The 14,500-nt window shown below is 68.6% G+C and carries 18 protein-coding genes; 8 read left to right on the top strand and 10 right to left on the bottom strand.

The features are described 5' to 3' along the window. Nucleotides 1-17: 17 nt before the first annotated feature. The 3 genes from prfB to FHP29_RS16475 form a co-directional block, all read right to left on the bottom strand. A complete protein-coding gene (gene prfB / locus FHP29_RS16485) occupies nt 18-1,136 on the bottom strand; it encodes a peptide chain release factor 2 (protein WP_139623972.1) in 1,119 nt (372 codons plus the stop codon). Nucleotides 1,137-1,207: 71 nt separating this feature from the next. Further along, complete coding sequence (locus tag FHP29_RS16480) at nt 1,208-1,804, bottom strand: hypothetical protein (RefSeq protein WP_139623971.1); 597 nt, start codon at nt 1,802-1,804, stop codon at nt 1,208-1,210. A 7-nt stretch (nt 1,805-1,811) separates the two neighbouring features. After that, a complete protein-coding gene (locus FHP29_RS16475) occupies nt 1,812-2,204 on the bottom strand; it encodes a hypothetical protein (RefSeq protein WP_139623970.1) in 393 nt (130 codons plus the stop codon). Between FHP29_RS16475 and FHP29_RS21815 the strand changes: the two genes are divergently transcribed. Further along, a complete protein-coding gene (locus FHP29_RS21815) occupies nt 2,197-2,991 on the top strand; it encodes a hypothetical protein (RefSeq protein WP_158296605.1) in 795 nt (264 codons plus the stop codon). The genes FHP29_RS16475 and FHP29_RS21815 overlap by 8 nt on opposite strands. After that, nucleotides 2,991-4,193, top strand: a complete 1,203-nt coding sequence (locus tag FHP29_RS16465; RefSeq protein WP_139623967.1) for a hypothetical protein — start codon at nt 2,991-2,993, stop codon at nt 4,191-4,193. Before FHP29_RS21815 ends, FHP29_RS16465 begins: the two co-directional genes overlap by 1 nt. Nucleotides 4,194-4,380: 187 nt before the next feature. On the opposite strand, the gene FHP29_RS16460 is transcribed toward FHP29_RS16465, so the two are convergent. The 5 genes from FHP29_RS16460 to FHP29_RS16435 all read right to left on the bottom strand — a co-directional run bounded on the left by FHP29_RS16460 (nt 4,381) and on the right by FHP29_RS16435 (nt 7,168). Next, the gene (locus FHP29_RS16460) at nt 4,381-4,815 is read right to left on the bottom strand and encodes a pilus assembly protein TadG-related protein (RefSeq protein ID WP_139623966.1); all 435 of its coding nucleotides are present in this window, start codon (nt 4,813-4,815) and stop codon (nt 4,381-4,383) included. Then, complete coding sequence (locus tag FHP29_RS16455; protein ID WP_240044553.1) at nt 4,812-5,246, bottom strand: hypothetical protein; 435 nt, start codon at nt 5,244-5,246, stop codon at nt 4,812-4,814. Before FHP29_RS16455 ends, FHP29_RS16460 begins: the two co-directional genes overlap by 4 nt. Further along, nucleotides 5,239-5,634 carry a TadE/TadG family type IV pilus assembly protein gene (locus FHP29_RS16450; protein WP_139623965.1) on the bottom strand — a complete coding sequence of 132 codons (396 nt, stop codon included), beginning with the start codon at nt 5,632-5,634 and terminating at the stop codon, nt 5,239-5,241. The genes FHP29_RS16455 and FHP29_RS16450 overlap by 8 nt, the downstream gene beginning before the upstream one ends. Before the next feature lie 239 nt (nt 5,635-5,873). Then, complete coding sequence (locus FHP29_RS16440) at nt 5,874-6,800, bottom strand: type II secretion system F family protein (protein WP_139623963.1); 927 nt, start codon at nt 6,798-6,800, stop codon at nt 5,874-5,876. After that, complete coding sequence (locus FHP29_RS16435; RefSeq protein ID WP_240044552.1) at nt 6,797-7,168, bottom strand: type II secretion system F family protein; 372 nt, start codon at nt 7,166-7,168, stop codon at nt 6,797-6,799. Before FHP29_RS16435 ends, FHP29_RS16440 begins: the two co-directional genes overlap by 4 nt. 205 nt (nt 7,169-7,373) lie before the next feature. Between FHP29_RS16435 and FHP29_RS16430 the strand changes: the two genes are divergently transcribed. After that, on the top strand, nt 7,374-7,871 hold the full coding sequence (locus FHP29_RS16430; protein WP_139623961.1) for a hypothetical protein: 498 nt from the start codon (nt 7,374-7,376) through the stop codon (nt 7,869-7,871). A 62-nt stretch (nt 7,872-7,933) separates the two neighbouring features. Next, entirely contained in the window at nt 7,934-8,281 is a 348-nt protein-coding gene (locus FHP29_RS16425) for a hypothetical protein (protein WP_139623959.1), read from the top strand. 55 nt (nt 8,282-8,336) lie between these two features. Here FHP29_RS16425 and FHP29_RS16420 read toward each other — a convergent pair whose 3' ends face one another. Next, entirely contained in the window at nt 8,337-8,786 is a 450-nt protein-coding gene (locus FHP29_RS16420) for a hypothetical protein (RefSeq protein ID WP_139623958.1), read from the bottom strand. Between the two features lie 240 nt (nt 8,787-9,026). On the opposite strand from FHP29_RS16420, the gene FHP29_RS16415 reads away from it, so the two are divergent. The 4 genes from FHP29_RS16415 (at nt 9,027) to FHP29_RS23305 (ending at nt 13,553) form a co-directional block, all read left to right on the top strand. Beyond that, nucleotides 9,027-9,533 (top strand): RNA polymerase sigma factor, encoded by a 507-nt coding sequence (locus FHP29_RS16415; protein WP_139623957.1) that lies wholly within the window; start codon nt 9,027-9,029, stop codon nt 9,531-9,533. Between the two features lie 109 nt (nt 9,534-9,642). Next, nucleotides 9,643-11,475, top strand: coding sequence for an ATP-binding protein (locus FHP29_RS16410; RefSeq protein ID WP_139623956.1), 1,833 nt, complete (start codon nt 9,643-9,645; stop codon nt 11,473-11,475). Nucleotides 11,476-11,554: 79 nt separating this feature from the next. Then, nucleotides 11,555-13,342 (top strand): Druantia anti-phage system protein DruA, encoded by a 1,788-nt coding sequence (locus FHP29_RS16405; RefSeq protein ID WP_158296604.1) that lies wholly within the window; start codon nt 11,555-11,557, stop codon nt 13,340-13,342. Then, complete coding sequence (locus tag FHP29_RS23305; protein ID WP_139623954.1) at nt 13,320-13,553, top strand: HNH endonuclease; 234 nt, start codon at nt 13,320-13,322, stop codon at nt 13,551-13,553. The genes FHP29_RS16405 and FHP29_RS23305 overlap by 23 nt, the downstream gene beginning before the upstream one ends. A gap of 4 nt (nt 13,554-13,557) precedes the next feature. Here FHP29_RS23305 and FHP29_RS16395 read toward each other — a convergent pair. Beyond that, the coding region (locus tag FHP29_RS16395) for a hypothetical protein (RefSeq protein ID WP_158296602.1) at nt 13,558-14,500 on the bottom strand (943 nt) is incomplete at its 5' end.

Genomic DNA, 14,500 nt, shown 5'->3' with positions numbered 1-14,500 from the left:
CCTATCGGCGGAACCTCTTAGCTGTCGGCGGTCTGCTCGGCGCCCCGGCGCCAGCGGATGCCCGCCTCGAGGAAGCCGTCGATGTCGCCGTCGAACACGGCCTGCGGGTTGCCGGTCTCGTAGCCGGTGCGCAGGTCCTTGACGATCTGGTACGGGTTGAGGACGTAGTTGCGCATCTGGTCGCCCCAGCTCGCGGCGACGTCGCCCTTGAGGTCCTTCTTGAGCGCGGCCTCCTCGGCCTTCTTCTTCGCGAGGAGCTTGGCCTTGAGGACGATCATCGCGGCAGCCTTGTTCTGCAGCTGCGACTTCTCGTTCTGGCACGACACCACGATGCCCGTGGGGATGTGGGTCAGCCGGACCGCGGAGTCGGTCGTGTTGACCGACTGCCCGCCGGGGCCGCCGGAGCGGAAGACATCGGTGCGGATGTCGTTCTCGTCGACCTCGATCTCGTCGGTCTGCTCGAGCTGCGGCACGACCTCGACCGCGGCGAACGAGGTCTGGCGCCGGCCCTGGTTGTCGAACGGGCTGATCCGCACCAGCCGGTGGGTGCCGGCATCGACCGACAGGGTGCCGTAGGCGTAGGGCGCATGGATCGCGAACTCGGCCGACTTGATGCCGGCCTCCTCGGCGTAAGAGACGTCGTAGACCTCGACGGGATACTTGTTGCGCTCCGCCCAGCGGGTGTACATCCGCATCAGCATCTCGGCGAAGTCCGCCGCGTCGACGCCGCCGGCGCCGGCGCGGATGCTCACGATCGCCTCGCGCTCGTCGTACTCCCCGGACAGGAGCGTGCGGACCTCGAGCCCCTCGACGGCCGCCTTGATCCGCGCGAGCTCGGTGTCGGCCTCCGCGAGGGTCTCGGCGTCGGCCTCCTCCGCGGCGAGCTCGGCGAGCACCGCGAGATCGTCGATGCGCTGCTGCAGTGCGCGGAACCGGTCGACCTGACCCTGCAGCCCGGAGAGCCGGCCGGTGACCCGGGTCGCGTTGGCCTGGTCGTCCCACAGGTCGGGTGCGGCCACCTGCTCGCCGAGCTCGGCGATCTCACGCTCCATCTTCGGCAGGTCGAGGACCTGCTCGATGGTGTGCATCGTCGCAGTCAGCTGCTTGATCTCGGCGTCGTAGTCGGGGCCTGCCACAAGGAGCAAGGTTACGGCGCGCGCCCCGAATCAACGAGTCGGGGCGACCCACGCACCCTGCTTCGCTCGGCTCAGTCCTTGATGTCGACCGAGGCCAGCATCTGCTCGATCAACTGGTCGCCGTCGGGAATCCCGGTCGGCACCACGAACGTGAGCACGAAGAGCCGGCCGTTCACGACGGCGCCGACGACGTAGCGGTGGAGCTTGTCGTTGCGACCGTCGAGGACGAAGCAGTCGACACCGTCGATGGTGCGGTTCGCGACCCGCTTGGGGGCGGGAACCTGGTTGGCCGAGACCTCCTCCCACCCGACGGCCTTGCTCTCGGTCGTGCGCCCCAGACCCGCCGGGACGTCCTGCACCACCACGTCCAGGATCCCGTGGGGTCCCGAAAGACCGGCGACCACGGTCAGCGAGGTCGCGGTGATCCCCCACTTCGGCGAGTCGGTCAGCCGCATGCTGACCGACTCCACGCTGAGCTCCTCGCCGGTCGCCGGGACCACCGACGGCGTCTCCGGAGCGGTCGGCGTGGCCTCCGAGGTCTCGGTGGTCCGCGTGGCACCCGCCGTGGACGCGCTGCCACCGGCGCGCCGATCGTCGTCCGCGCACGCTGCCAGAGCGAGCATCAGTACGGCCGCGGCCACCAGCCGGGTCACTGGTTCGAGAGGCATGCCACCCTCATCCCGCGATGTCGATGGTCGCGGACATCTGATCCATCATCGCGTCCGCCTCGGGGTCGTCGACGGGAAGCGTGAACTCGACGGTGAAGAAGCGGTCCCCGACGACCGCACCGAGCACAGAGCGGCGCTCCTTGGCGGTCTGTCCCTCCAGGACGAAGCAGTTCACGCCGTCGACCACGCGGTCGGCGACCCGCGCCACCGGCACGCGGTCATCCGCCTCGAGCTTTGCGTACGACTCCGCCGTCGACTCGGTGTCCGCGGCCGGATTGGCCAGGATGTCGGAGACGAGCACCGACATCACGCCACCCGAGGGCAGTCGGCGTGTGGCGCCGAAGGTCGTCCCGAACTGGGACACATGCCAGTCCGGTGACTTGACCAGCCGCATGCTCACGCCCTCGACGCTGAGCTTCTTCCCGGTCGCCGGGGTCACCGATGGGGTCGCCGACGGGGCCGTCGAGGTCTCCGGCGCGGGGCCGGACGCCTCCGAGCCATCGGTGGCGCTCGCGGACGGCGTGCCCGCACCGCTGGTCGAGTCGTCGTCGGAGCAACCCGCCAGCGGCAGTACCAGCGCGGCCGCCAGGACGGCTCTCGGTATCGGCCGAAGTGCCCGAGAAATCATCTGCCCCACCTTCCGGACCGGGATCGGGAGAAACCAGTGTGGCATCGTCGTTTGCGTCGCCGTGTCGTTGGGTAGCCGGTACCCGTCGACCGCCCCTCGGGACCTCGAAGGACCTCATCCAATGACCGGACCATTCCCCATCCCGCCCGTGTTTCCCCTCTTCAATCCGGCCTTCCTCGTCGGGATGCAGGCCCTCGAGCTGATCATCATCGAGGCCCAGGTCACTGCGGTCTACAACACCCTGGACGAGCAGATCAAGGTGCTCCAAGGGGTCACGTTCACCCAGAAGGGCGCAGTTCCTGCGTCGGCGTACGGCCAGGGCCACGAATCCAACGTCCTGTCCTACGAGCACGCTCGCGCCCACGGCGTGATCGTGGACTCGCTCGTCGAGATGCGCACGGATCTCGGAGCCTTCCAGGACGCGGTCCTCGCCGCGAAGGCCGCGATCGTCGACGCCGACGATCAGGCCGAGACCGACCTGCAGACCGCGCTGCTGCGCACCCAGGGCCTCGACCTCGGCACCGACACCGACACCGACACCGACGGAGGCAACGCCTGATGGCCGGCCAGCACCTCAACGACCTGCTGCACCGCACCCACGGCATGTCCAGCGAGGACGTGCTCGCCGCGCAGAGTGCCTGGCAGAGCACGGCCGAGGCCCTGGACAAGATCCACAACGCGCTCGACATCGCGAGCCGGACGATCCCCGAAGGCGTCGGCGGCGAGGAGACGCGGGGCAAGGTGAAGGAGTCCTTCACCTTCGCCGCGACGCGGGTCGGCGATCGCCACAAGGAGCTGGCCGGCGTCGCCGAGGCTCTGCTGGACGCGTCCACCGCGATGTACAACGCCGAGCAGGAGGCCAAGAACCCGCCGGACGCACCGGGCCAGCCCCCGCAGCGCCCCGAGCGGACGAACGACGTCGACCAGGACGCCGCGGCCGAGACGGCCTACGCGAAGGATACCCAGGCCTACAACGACAAGGTCGACGCGTACGGGAACGCGGACGAACGCGCGCGCAAGAAGGTCAAGGCCCTGCTCGAGAAGTACGACGCCGCGGTCGTGGCGCTCCAGAAGATCGAGGGCCAGCCCAAGCACGAGAGCGGCAGTGGCGACGGCTACCCCGGCTCGGGTGGGCCGCGCTACCAGCTGCCTCCCCGGTCCATCCCGGTCGGCACCTGGATCGACGACAGCGACACCGACGACGACGTACGGCCGCCGGACGACCCGCGCGACCCGGACGACCCGCGCGATCCGGACGACCCGCGCGATCCTCGGGACCCGCTCGACCCGCGCGACCCGCGCGACCCCTGGGTCGATCCTCCGCGCGACCCGCGCGGTCCGGGCGGAGACGGCCCGGGCGGGGGCGGGGGCGGTGGCGTCGGACCCGCGGTGATCGGCGGGGTGGCGGCGGCCGGTGCCTTCGGAGCGCCCGGTCTGGTCAACGGCATCCGCGGCATGCTCGCCGGGCGCGGCCTCGGCGCCGGCGGCGTCGGGTCGATCGGTTCGAGCACGCGGGCCGGTGGGCCCGGCTCACTCGGCCGGACCGGCGTCGGCACGCCCGGCAGCCAGGGCGGACGATCCGGGGGACGCGGAGGCGGTCGTGGCGGCCAGGGCGGTGCCGGTGGGCGCGGCGCGGCTGGCGCCGCCGGCGGTCGCGGACGGCGACGCCAGGACCAGAAGGACGGTCAGGACCGCGACCTGTTCGACGACGGCGAGGACTGGATCGACGACGAGGGCGCCGCTCCCGGCGTCCTCGGCTGAACCGACGTACGACGGCGACGCCTACTCCGCCCCCGTGGCGGTGCGCACCGCTGCGCAAACCTCCACCTGCACCGTGGCCACCGCCTCGGTCGCCGACGCGAAGGCGGCGCAGGCGGTGGCCGCCGCGAACGTCACGACCGCCCAGGCGGAGGTCAACCGGCTCACCGACTTCGCCCGACTGCGGGCGTCAGCCGGCCTCCGGGTCGACCACGGCCGAGCCGATCGCCCGGACGGTGGGGTCCGTCGGCGCGCCGGGCAGGTGGAGCGGCAGGTCGACCGGCGCCGTCAGCTCGACGACGAGGCGCTCGCCCTCGACCCGCACCGTCGCGCGCAGGCCGGGATGCGCGGTGGCCGCCCCGGCGTCGCGAAGGTAGGCGTGCACGGCACTCTCGGCCTCCGCGCGGGAGATCGCGAGATCGCCGGCAGCCAGCCCGCCGGCGTACGCGTCGGCGCCCTGGGCCCCGAGGTCGGCGCCCTGCAGCGCGGCGCCGTCGGCGAGTGCGTTCAGGCGCTGCCGGGCGAGGTAGGCCGCGCTCGCATCGACCACGACCGCCACGAGCAGCAGCACGATCGCGGTGAAGGCGAGCACGAGGGGCGTGGAGCTGCCGCGCTGCCCGGTCACCGGGCCACCTCTTGGTAGCGGCCGATGGGGACCGTCTCCTCGGCATCGAGCGCGAAGGTGGGCCGGCCGAGCCCGAACAGGTCCGGCAGGAGCGGCAGGTCGACCGCGGACGCGACGCGCACCGTGATCACGGACGTCCCGGTGTGGCAGTTGCGGGGGTACGGCGTGCAGGTGACCGTGACGTCCACCGGAGCCTCGGGCAGCCCCTGGTCGGCCAGCGCCTGACGGGCGACCGCCCGCGCGCGCTCCTCGCCGGCGACGTCATTGGGAGCGAGCGCGTAGGCGCGCGCGGCCGCCCGCGCGGCGCCGCTGACACCGAAGGAGCCGCGCTGCACCTCGAAGACGGACAGCACGATCCACAGCAGGGGGAGCAGGAGCAGGAGGGTGAGCCACACCATCTCGACCAGGCCGCTCCCCCGCTCCTCACTCACGCGGGTCCTCCTCCACGGCCCGCCCGGTGACGGTCATCGCGACGGCCGGCCCGGCGATGCCGAGGGCCGGGACCTCCGCCCTGACCACGATCTCGACGCCGGGAGCGCCGTCGATCAGGACCCGGTGCACCTCGACGTCCTCGGCGTAGCGCCCGGCCAGGGCGTCGGCGATCTGCGCCCGGGTCCGCGCGACACCGTCCCCCGGCTCCCGGTCGGCCGTCGCAGCCAGCCGCGCACCCTCCGAGGCGGCCGCCGCGAGGGTCGCCCGGACGTGGAGGACGAGGGCGATCTGGATCAGGCCGAGCACCAGCGGCACCAGCAGGAGGGTCACCAGCGTGAAGTCGACCAGGGCCGAGCCGCGCTCGGTAGCCCGGCGGCGTCGGCTCACTTCACGGAGTTGAGCGCGGACTGGAGGATCCCGACCAGCTGGGGCTGGGCGATGCCCCACAGCGCGACACCGATCGAGATCGTCATGATCGTGATCAGCACCCAGCCGGGCACGTCACCCCGCTCATCATGGTGCCGAGGATGGGGCCGGTCGTGTCGCCGGCGCCTGGTTCGTAGGTTCTGCATGGTCGTTCCTTCCCGAGAGTCCGCGAGTCTGTGGCTTCAGTGGCTTCTGTGGCTTCAGTAGCTGAGGGAGAGCCCGATCAGACCGGGCCAGAACGCGAAGAGCACGGTGGTGGGGAGCACCAGGAACACCACCGGCACCATCATCGCGATCTCCTTGCGCGAGGCCTGCTCGATGAGCTCGCGACGCCCGGCCTCGCGGACGTCGGCAGCCTGGGCGTGCAGCACGTCGGCCAGCGGCGTGCCGCGCTCGATGGCGACCGCGACCCCGTGGGCGAAGCGCGCCACGACGGACAGGCCGGTGCTGGCGGCGAGGCGGTCGAAGGCATCGGCGACCGGCTCGCCGGTGCGGATCCGCGCGAGCAGGTCGCCGAGCTCGTGCGAGAGCTCGCCGCCGCTGCGGCGTACGACCCGGTCGAGCGCTCCGACGGGGCTCTCCCCCGCGGCCACGTTCAGCGCCAGCAGCTCGGCGACGGTCGGGAACTCGGCGAGCATGGCGGCCTCGCGCTTGCGGACCTGCGCGCTGAGCCGGTTGTCACGCAGCAGCACCCCGCACGCGAAGGCGCCGAGGCACGCCACGAGCAGCGGCAGCGGGTTGCCGGGGCGGGTCCAGGTGCGCAGCAGGCCGTAGGCGGCCGCGATCGCGAACCCGACGAGCCCCCACTGCACCTGCTGGACCCGGAACTCGTGCAGCGTGATCGGCGACCCGGCCCGAGCCAGGCGGCGTCGCACGGACGGGGCGCCGCCGACCACCCGCTCGACACCGTCGGCGGCCCGGCGCAGCACGGGGCCGAACACCACGGCGGCCGTGGAGCGGGCGCCGGTGGGGGCAGGAGTACGACGGTCCGGGGCGAGGTCGCGGACGTAGGGCAGCACCCGGTCCTCGAGACGGGGCCGGCGGATCGCGACGGCGCGGGTGGCGACGAGGACCAGCCCGACGGCCGCACAGAGTCCGAGCAGGGCGCCGCTGACCGCCGGGCTCATCGTCCGGGGTCCCTGCGGCGTTGTTCGGCGGAGGAGCGAAGCGGGGGAGCCGAAGAACGTCGTGGGGTGGTATCGAGGATCCGCCGCTCGGCGGGAAGGCGGCCCAGGCGCATCATCAGGCGGTAGGCGACGACGCAGAGGCCGGCGCCGACGGCGAGCACGAGGGCTCCCGCCGCGGACTGGTAGCGCTCGATGACACTCGGCTGGGTCGACATCACGAGCAGAACGACCCACGGCGCCGCCACCGCGACCCGTGCGCCGTTGACCGCCCAGGACTGGCGTGCCTCGAGCTCGGCGCGGGTGCGGAGGTCGTCGCGCAGGTAGCCGGACAGATTGCGCAGCAGGCGGCCGAGCTCGCCCCCACCCACGGCAGTTTGCGCACCTGCTGATCTCCGCTTCCGCATCGAGGTAGCGGCGTGAGCGGGGCAGGAGTGGCCCGCCCTCCCCCGCGTCGCGGGAGCGGTCCCCGTGGCCCTCCCGCGACCTAGCAGCCGGGCACCGGCACCCGGGCCCGGCGAGACGCTCCCGCATCGCGGAGCACCCCACAGCAACGAACACACCAAGGAGAAAGCAATGACCAGCACCGGTTGGGACTACAACGAGAACGACGTTCGCTACGTGACGGCGGGCGGCGAGACGCACACCGGCAACGAGGTCTGGTGGGAGCAGGAGTTCGATGGCTTCGAGCGCCTCGGCGTTCCCGCCGAACTGATCGAGTTGGCGAAGCCGCTGCTCGACGGCAACAACAAGGAGCAGCAGTTCGCTCGTGAGTTCCTGATGGAGCGGCAGGGCACGCACAACGCCTCGCTCGCCGATATCAGGCAGCTCAGCAAGGTTGTGTCGGACCGAGGGCACATGGTTCCGACCATCAGCGACCGTTCCGAGGACGACGTCCTCAAGGCGTGGGACGAGCAGTTGGGCCCGGCGCAGGACAAGCGGGGCGGCGACTTCACCCTCGGCACCAGCAAGGAGGCGTCGCGCAATGCGCTCTCGCGTCACGGCTACCCGTCCGGTGCTGGCGCGCAGACCACCCAGCCCAAGGCGAAGTTCGTGCAGCAGTCGGACGACTGATCGCCGAACAGCACGCCATCCAACCCAGTACAAACCAAGCAACGATCAAAGGAGCACCACCGATGCGTAAGACGATCGCGGCCTCTGCCGCTGCCCTGCTGGCCCTGACCCTCGCCGCCTGCGGCGACGACTCCGGCAGCCCGAAGTCCGGGGGCGGCAACGACGAGGCTTTCGCCCCGGAGTGCACGGATGTGTGGGTCGCGGGCAAGACGCTGCCCGAGGACTACGAGGGCTGCATGGACGGCGACACGTTGGAGGCCGCCGCCTCGTTCAACTGCAAGGACGGCTCGTCCCTGTTCCAGTACGCCGACGACTTCTGGGCGTTCGGCGGCAAGGAGATCCACGAGGAGGCCGGTGGCGTTGCCAGCGCCGAGCCCTACAAGGAGGCGTACACGACCTGTCAGGGCTGACCTCCCCTGACCCGGTGACCCCGGGCCGCTTCGGCGGTCCGGGGTCGTTCCGTATCTAGGCCCGCGAGATCCGGAACGTGATCCGCTTGGTCTTCGCCGCCTCGCTGAAGTTGATCCCGCCTCCGCCTTCGAAAAGGAGTTGGCCGGTCGGCATCGATGGCTGGCCGAACGACCAGGCGCTGAGGTTCTTCGACCACTGCACCACCCCGACGCGCTGCAGGTCGACGGTCAGGACATGCGCCCCCAGTGCCAGATCGAAAGTCGCTTCGCCGGTCGGAGTGACCGCTCCGACCCGCTCCCCAGCGAGAGCATCCAGCGGGACATCCATGGACTTCAAAGAGTTGATCCCATGGACGACGAACTTGGCGACGGTCTGGCCGTCGAGGTACTCCGCGTGCAGCGCGACGAGGTCAGCGGCCGTCCGAGCCTTCACTGTCATGGCCCGATCCAACCCGCCCGGCAGGGGCATCACCAAACCCGACGAGAAAGTTTCGACGTGGTTCATACATCTGTGCCTCGCCCGTCCTTTAGAGGGCGAAGGACGCGCCGCACGGCCGGAGCCGCCTGGCACGTTGTGCCGGACGGGTCATGTACGGTGTGACCTACAACTCAACACAACCAAGAGAGCCTTGGGCACGAGAGGGTCAACAGCACCCTTCCGAATACACCCTGAGACGACGAATCTTGCACGCAGACCGCTACTGAGCTGCGGGGCTCTCCTTACCCTGAAAGGAGTGTTGCCCCCGTGGCTCACTTTAGTTTTAGCACCAACGGCGGGTTCGACGAAGACTCGCTGGGCAAGTTGGCGTCGCAGGTCAAGCGTCGCTCGTCCTCCCTCCTCAACACCGCCGAGGTGGAGGACATCATGCTCAGGATCGTCGCGGATGCTGCCTTCACCGCCAGCAAGCCCGGCTCCACGCAGAGCGTCGCGACCATCGCGTTCTCCTACGCCAAGCGCACGGACTACTACGCCCGTGCTCGCGCTCAGGCCGAGGACCTGAGGCGCGGACTTGCCGCGAAGGCCAAGGCCGACTACGCCGAGAAGCCCTCCCCCGAGGACATCGAGGCCCGCGTCGCGGTTCGGGCAGTGCTCAGGAAGATGCCGGAGCACCTCGCTCAGGTTCTGTGGCTGTGTGACGGCGAGGGCTACACCCTCGCCGAGGCAGCCCGCATCCTCGGCATCCCTAAGCCGACCGTTCAGAGCCGTCGCGCGACGGCCCGCATCCAGTTCAAGGCCGCCTGGGCGGCCTGACCGAGTTCGCCCGGGGGCACCGCGCCCCCGGGCACCTCGGCCCGGCAAGCCACCGGGCCGTACCTGATCGCAGTGCAATAGACGCTGCGCGATAGAAAGGGACCACACCATGGCCATCATCGACACCGCTCAGAAGCATCTCGCCGACCAGCGGGACTACGTCAAGAAGCGTCACCTGGACCGGCAGGCTGAGGTCGCCCGCAACAGCGGCACCGCCGGCCTCGTCGACGAGAAGATGCTCGCCGAGAGCATGCGCTCCGTGCGCTACCTCGACGAGGCGCACGCCGCCGGTGACATCATCGACAACGCGATCGAGGCCGGGGCGTCGCAGCTGCACATCGTGTACCGCACCGAGGGCAAGAACATCAGCGAGATCGCCTTCATCGATGACGCATCCGGCATCGAGGAGTCGTTCCTGCCGCACGCGACGAAGTGGGGGGGCTCGTCCAACGACGGGAGCCGCAACGTCTTCGGTCGGTTCGGGTTCGGGCTTCCCAGCGCCTCCGTGAACCGGGGCCGGAAGTTCGACGTCTACTCGCGCACCTCGGGCGACGACGAGTTCAAGACGGTGACCGTGGACCTGGACCGGCTCTCGATCAAGGCCAACGTCGTCCAGCTGCCGAAGGTCCGGTCCGTCGACCTGCCGGAGTGGCTGGCCACCTACGCCGAGGCCAACGTCCGCGGTGGTCTTGCCGCGGTCCGGACCGTCATCGTGTGGTCGCACCTCGATCGGCTCGCCTGGAACAGCAAGCCCGTCTCGACCAGCCGGTTCCGCGAGCACCTCGGCATCACCTACGCCGACTGGCTGGGCGTGTGCGACATCCGAGTCGACGGCGACACGGTCGAGCCGGTGGATCCGCTGTTCACGACTCAGGGCAGCCGCTGGTACGACATCCCGGACGCTCCCCGTGCCGACGCGCACAGCCCCATCCGGTTCGAGATGAAGGACGGTGACGGCAACAAGCACACCGTGACCGTCCGACTGTCGTACCTCTCGGTGGACGCGATCAACGCTCGCGTCCCGAGCGGCAACCGCGGCGCTCCGCCGAAGGTCCGCTTCCGCGTCCGAAAGCAGTACAACGGCATCTTCGTCACCCGCAACGGCCGATTCATCGAGTTGGTCAAGCCGGAGGGCTTCCGCTGGGACAACTACGCGAGGCAGGTCGGTGTCGCCCTGGACTTCCCGCCCGCGCTCGACGAGGTCTTCGGCGTCACGCCCGACAAGCAGACCATCATGCTGAGCGAGGCGGTCCTGACTGCACTCGATGCCGCTGGCGTGACCCGCGCTTTCAAGTCGCTGAACGACGCCGTGCGGGACGAGCGGAAGAAGAAGGATGCAGACGCCGACGCCGACACGGACGACGAGGGCACCGAGACGCGGCCCTCAGAGGCCGCGATTGCCAAGGCCCTGGAGAAGGACATCCGACGTCGGCGGAAGGCGAGCGAGGAGACCCAGGAGGAGTCGAACCGCAACTTCCAGGAGAAGGTCAAGCGGATGTCGAAGGAGACCGGCATCCCGGAAGAGGACGTCGCGAAGGCTCAGGAGGAGGCGCAGAAGGCGAAGCCGTATCGCGTCGACTTCGTCTCGGGAACCGAGGACGACCCCTTCTACACCCCGACCATGGACGGCGCGCAGTTCATCCTGCAGATCAACACGGGCCACCCCTGGTACCGCGAGGTTTACAGCAGACTCGCCAACGACAAGGAGATGCGCTCAGCGCTGGAGTTGATGCTGTGGGTGCTTGGTACCTGCGAGATCGATTCCGGCGGGGAGGACCGGGCCTTCTACCGGGGCGAGCGCCGCGAGTGGTCCCGGCTCATGGCCAACGCGTTCGATATTCACCCGCTCGTTTTCAGCGGAGCGGCGTCGAAGGCGGAGATGGACGAGGACGACCCCACGGGATGGGTCGAGGACGAGGACGACGAGGAAGCGGTTGGCTGACATGAAGGACACGAGGGCACCGGGCGGCAAGAGCCGCCCGGTGCTTTCGGGCGTTTCCAGGGATCCATACGTTGCGGAGTTGCGCCAGCAGGTCCTCACCGAGTTGCAGGCGGTCTCCGGAAGTGTCGAGTTGGCATCCAAGCTGAACCCAGCCGATGCGAAGGAACAACTGCGAAAGGCCCATGCCGCTCAGCGGGCCGCACGCTTGGCAGATTCCGCAGCATGGCTCAGCACTCACGAGGCGACGCTGCTCGATCACTTTGCCGATGGATCCGAAGTTGTTCCCTCACTCATCGACCCCATGGTCACGCCGGTTCGCACGCCCCAGGACGCAGACCTGTTCCGATTCGCGACGCTCCAATGGTCAGTACCCGTGTCCTCGGGATACGGCCGCCGAACCCGATTCCTGATCCGAGATCGCCACAACGGCAAGTTGATGGGCATCTTCGCGTTGGGCGACCCGGTAATCGCCCAAGGAGCTCGCGACACTGCGATCGGCTGGGACAAGGCGAACAGAAACGCGAAGCTCTATAACGTCTACGACGCCTTCGTCCTGGGAGCCGTTGAGCCCTACAGACAGTTGCTGGCGGGAAAGCTGGCCGCGCTGCTGACTCTCTCCAACGAGGTCCGAGACTTCCTGTCGGAGAAGTACGCCAACAACAAGGTCGGCATCCACGGCGACGAGCGGGTTAAGGATCCGACCCCGGTCCTCATCACGACCTCATCTGCCCTTGGACGATCGTCGGTTTACAACCGGGTGACCTATGACGGCTCCGTGATGCTCCACTCCGTCGGCTTCACCAAGGGCTTTGGGCACTTCCAGTTCTCCGACCAGTTGTTCGGACAGCTCTTGGACTTCGTGCGTCAAGACGTCCTTGCAGACCCAACGGCAAAGGTCGGTTCGAGCAAATACGGAAGTGGGCCTAACTGGCGATTCCGCGTGATCCGAACGGCCCTCAAGGCCCTCGACATACCTGACGACGCGCTCAACCACAACGTGAAGCGAGAGGTCTTCCTCGCGCCCACAGCTGTCGGCTGGGATGAATACCTGCGCGGGGAGCGGTCCGATTACGTGCCGTACGACCTCCCGGTCGAGAAGATCGGCCAGTACTACCGCGATCGATGGGCGGTCGGCCGTGCCGAGCGCCGCCCCGGATACCAGTTCTGGCGCAAGGAGGAAGGCCGCCTGACGACCCACCTTGCCGACCGCCAACTCGTCCTCGGCATGCCGAGCGGGCCGGTCTATGGTCGTGTTGACCTGGGCTCCTACAGCCTTGCCGTCGGTACCGCGAAACGTCGAATCACAGGTCGCCCAAGTAGCGGTGCGAAGACCCAAGGCACGGCGTTCCTGAGCCGTCTTGAAGGGGCGTCCTTCGACATCACCGTCGCTGACGTCCAATGGGATAGCGGTGAGCGCGAAGTGTTTGGTTACGACCCGGGAGCGACCAAGCCCCTCTCGCTTCTGCACGAGCGAGCACCGATTTCGGTGTCGCCCAGCGGCCGATTCCGCAACATGTCTGTACTCGATCTCAGTGTTGTTCGCCGCCGCGGTACAGACGTGTCAGCCGTGCCGGCAACTCCGGACTCACTGGCAGATGTCCTGGGATTCGACCTGGGGACTGCACTCGACTCGCTTGCTGAGGGCATCGTAGGAACCCGCGCGCGGCTCCTGAAGGACAAGGGTCCGACTGGCGAACAGATGTGCGTTGTCTTTGACGAGACTGACCACGTGCTACCGGCGGTCGTGTGGGCGCTGACACGACCGATCAGCCTGCTCCGCGCGATCAACCCAGACGAGCCGAGGCCGGCGACTCCTGCCCTGCAACGACGTCCGCCTCGGTCCGATGAACTCATCCTCGATGAGTGAGACCCGAACTGCGCTCGATCTCCATCTGCGGCTGGCGGTGTTTCGCCGCGACAGTTACACCTGCCAGCACTGCGGTCTCGTCGGCTCGTACTTCAGCCTCGAGGTTGATCACGTCATGCCGTGGTCATGGGACGGCCCGGACGACTTCGAGAACTTTCAAACGCTGTGCGGTCCATGCAATAGGCGCAAGGGCAACCGGTACGTCGGGTAACGCGCTACGACCCGAGACCTCGGCGACGGCGATCGAGCGTGGTGAACACCAGCAAGATTCCTCCGATCAGGGCAAGCGCGACCTTCAACTCCACATTGCCATCACCAATGATGCCGGGCAGGGCGACGAAAGCGGCACCCCCGAACGCGAATAACGGGTTCCGATACTGCTGTGCAGAGGTCGGAGTGATTCGTACCGGCATCCTCACCTCGTAGCCATCATCGGCCCCAGCCGTGAGAACGAACTCCCCCTCGATGGCATCGTCGCGCGCCGGCACGAAGAGACGGATCTCTATCACGTCGTAGCGCGAGCGCAGCGGGATCTCGACATCGCTCAAAGCGTTCACCGACTCGGGGACCTCAAGGGCAAGCGTCGGCTCGCCCTCGACCGCGGTGGGCTGATAGTGAACGATCTGGATCCGGTAACTCTTCTCGGGCACGAGTGCCAACTGGCCTGCATCATTCAGGGGGACGTCCACTCCATCGTCCGTCGTGCAGCGGGCGACCCGAAAGAAGGGCTTGGCCGACGGTTCGACGCAGGGCGCGACGAAGCCCACGACGCGTTCGAAGTTGACACCTTCATCGCGAGCCACCTCAACCAGGGGCTGCCCAGAACTGCTGCGGAGTTGCATCGGTGACGGCCCCGCAGCCGCTGACCGTCGCTGCGGTGAGCGGGCGAAGTGCTCACCCGTGTTGTCAGGAAACGACCCGTTCAAGCCGACGCGGAGCGCCTGAGAGAACTCGCGGACGGGTTGCGCGCGCCGGTCCTCTTCGATCTCAACCAGCGGCAAGTAGCCACCCAAGCGGAAGTCGATGACGTAGATGTTGCCCTCAACGCGGGTAGCGACGACCTTTCCGCGACGGAGCGGGATATAGGCAGCCTCGTGGAAGTTGAGGGGGTGCTGCAGCGAGAAAAGGACGGCGACGTCGCGGTCCTTCAACTTGTTT

Source organism: Nocardioides albidus (assembly GCF_006335005.1).
Classification (GTDB): Bacteria; Actinomycetota; Actinomycetes; order Propionibacteriales; family Nocardioidaceae; genus Nocardioides; species Nocardioides albidus.
Note: the sequence above shows the minus strand (reverse complement) of the source record. Positions and strands in the feature narration are given on the sequence as shown.

Bases quoted from the DNA above. Each gene is read 5' to 3' on its own strand.
- FHP29_RS16440 (WP_139623963.1), bottom strand. From the start codon at position 6,800: ATGAGCCCGGCGGTCAGCGGCGCCCTGCTCGGACTCTGTGCGGCCGTC.
- FHP29_RS16480 (WP_139623971.1), bottom strand. From the start codon at position 1,804: ATGCCTCTCGAACCAGTGACCCGGCTGGTGGCCGCGGCCGTACTGATG.
- FHP29_RS16420 (WP_139623958.1), bottom strand. From the start codon at position 8,786: ATGAACCACGTCGAAACTTTCTCGTCGGGTTTGGTGATGCCCCTGCCG.
- FHP29_RS16465 (WP_139623967.1), top strand. From the start codon at position 2,991: ATGGCCGGCCAGCACCTCAACGACCTGCTGCACCGCACCCACGGCATG.
- FHP29_RS16425 (WP_139623959.1), top strand. From the start codon at position 7,934: ATGCGTAAGACGATCGCGGCCTCTGCCGCTGCCCTGCTGGCCCTGACC.
- FHP29_RS16430 (WP_139623961.1), top strand. From the start codon at position 7,374: ATGACCAGCACCGGTTGGGACTACAACGAGAACGACGTTCGCTACGTG.
- FHP29_RS23305 (WP_139623954.1), top strand. From the start codon at position 13,320: ATGAACTCATCCTCGATGAGTGAGACCCGAACTGCGCTCGATCTCCAT.
- FHP29_RS21815 (WP_158296605.1), top strand. From the start codon at position 2,197: ATGCTCACGCCCTCGACGCTGAGCTTCTTCCCGGTCGCCGGGGTCACC.
- FHP29_RS16410 (WP_139623956.1), top strand. From the start codon at position 9,643: ATGGCCATCATCGACACCGCTCAGAAGCATCTCGCCGACCAGCGGGAC.